Source organism: Acidobacteriota bacterium, from assembly GCA_003225175.1.
GTDB lineage: Bacteria > Acidobacteriota > Terriglobia > Terriglobales > Acidobacteriaceae > Gp1-AA112.
Window position 1 is genome coordinate 1 of the sequence record QIBA01000156.1, and the last position, 1658, is coordinate 1658.

At 57.2% G+C, this 1658-nt stretch carries 2 protein-coding genes; both read right to left on the minus strand.

Annotation, left to right across the window (positions count from 1 at the left end; translation table 11 throughout):
- Positions 1-498 (minus strand): hypothetical protein (locus tag DMG62_23960; protein ID PYY20111.1); only part of this gene is annotated, 498 nt, incomplete at its 3' end.
- Between the two features lie 301 nt (positions 499-799).
- Positions 800-1642 (minus strand): hypothetical protein, encoded by an 843-nt coding sequence (locus DMG62_23965; protein PYY20112.1) that lies wholly within the window; start codon positions 1640-1642, stop codon positions 800-802.
- Positions 1643-1658: the final 16 nt, after the last annotated feature.

Genomic DNA, 1658 nt, shown 5'->3' on the forward strand with positions numbered 1-1658 from the left:
CACCGGACCGAAAAGTGATGTCCCGTTCTTGTCGAAGATTTGAAAATGCACGTTCGACGTTTCCATAAGATGATTAGGACCGACCGCCCCATTCGGATCGGGCGGAACACAGCCGCACATGTTGCTGTTCCCATCGAAGCTCACAATCGGTCCCGGTATTCCAATTTTCCCGAGCACCCGTTGCACAACCGGGTCGGGCACGACTGGGCTAAAGGGCGGCAGGTGCGCCAGGATTTCGCGGTCTTCGTCCTCGCGTAGCGGACACTCTGTTACAGGCACCGCTTTCATGTCGCGCAAAGGCGGCGATACATCGAACTTCACCACCGGCAGCACGCCGCGAAATTGGGCCTGCACAATCGGATGTGAATTGCCTGGTTGCGCAGAGGGCGTTCGCGGCTGCGCCAGCAGGACGAGTGTGATTCCCGCAAAGGACAGCAGGACACCGAGCACGAGACGAAGTTTGAAGAATGCCGATTGGGAAGTGGATTTCTTTTTCATTGGATGAAGTGTGGGCTAGGTGGTGCTTTCGCCGACACGCTCGAAGGCGAAGCCGTCGTCGATGTCTCCCGGTGTGGTTATTTTTCCCGAAGTTGCAATGGTGGAACGCCCTTGTACCTGAATCCGCACGAACGTGTCAATATTATTTCGCCTCATTTCCTGCGAGTGCCCCGTTAGCGAGACCGGGCGTCGTGAGACGACTGCGCAGCACGACGGGCAGCATGCACGCGCAGCGATGCGACGTCGGTCAGGACCGATCGCTCATCACCCGTCGCGACAATATTTGCTTTAGCGAAGACGACTACGGTCTGGGCGGCGGCGTGGGACGAGGCCTCGGAGTTGGCGCAAACCTCGGCGTGGGCGTCGGTCTTGGCGTTGATGTAGCCGTAGCTGTAGCTGTTGGCGTAGCTGTAGCTGTAGCTGTCCCCGTCGCAGTTGCCGTCGGCGTCGGTGATGCCGTCGGGCCGCACGCTGAAGGCGTACCCGTTGCTGTTGGTCTAGGACTCGGGGTTGCGGTTGGTGATGGCGTGCCTACAGCTGCCGCGATATCAACGCGACCCCAGCCATACACGTTGTTTGGCGGCCCAGCAGTGCCGCACTGCGTCGAAGAAATAAATACAGCCGAGTTATTCAAAGCTTCGCGACTGTCGGTAATCTGATGCTGCAAGCTTGGAAGAGCGCACCACAGCAATGCCATGGCACCAGCAATGTGCGGAGTAGCCATGGACGTGCCGCTGGCAGTGGTATATAGATTATCGCCGGCGTTAGTAGCCGATCGCGTGTTAGTTCCCGGGGCAGTGATGTCGGGTTTGATGCGGTTACTTCCATCAACTGTCACCGGTCCGCGGCTGCTAAAGGAAGCGATTGTATCAGTACCTGTGGTCAGTGCGCCAACTGTATAAGATGCCGCGTAAATAGCTGGCGGATCCGACACTGTCGAACAAGCCGAGCCTGAGTTACCTGCTGCAACTACCATTTGGATGCCAGCAGCACCTTGAGCTTCAACAGCGGCTTGCAATGTGTTAGCTGAACAACCTTCCGAAGCAGGACAACCCCACGAGTTGATGGTAATATCAGGCGCCTTGCTCGGGTCGCCCTCGTTGGGCGTGCAATTGATGGGATAAGGCGCAAGGAAAAACTCCATGCACTCAATGTATCTA

Bases quoted from the DNA above. Each gene is read 5' to 3' on its own strand.
- DMG62_23965 (PYY20112.1), bottom strand. From the start codon at position 1,642: ATGGAGTTTTTCCTTGCGCCTTATCCCATCAATTGCACGCCCAACGAG.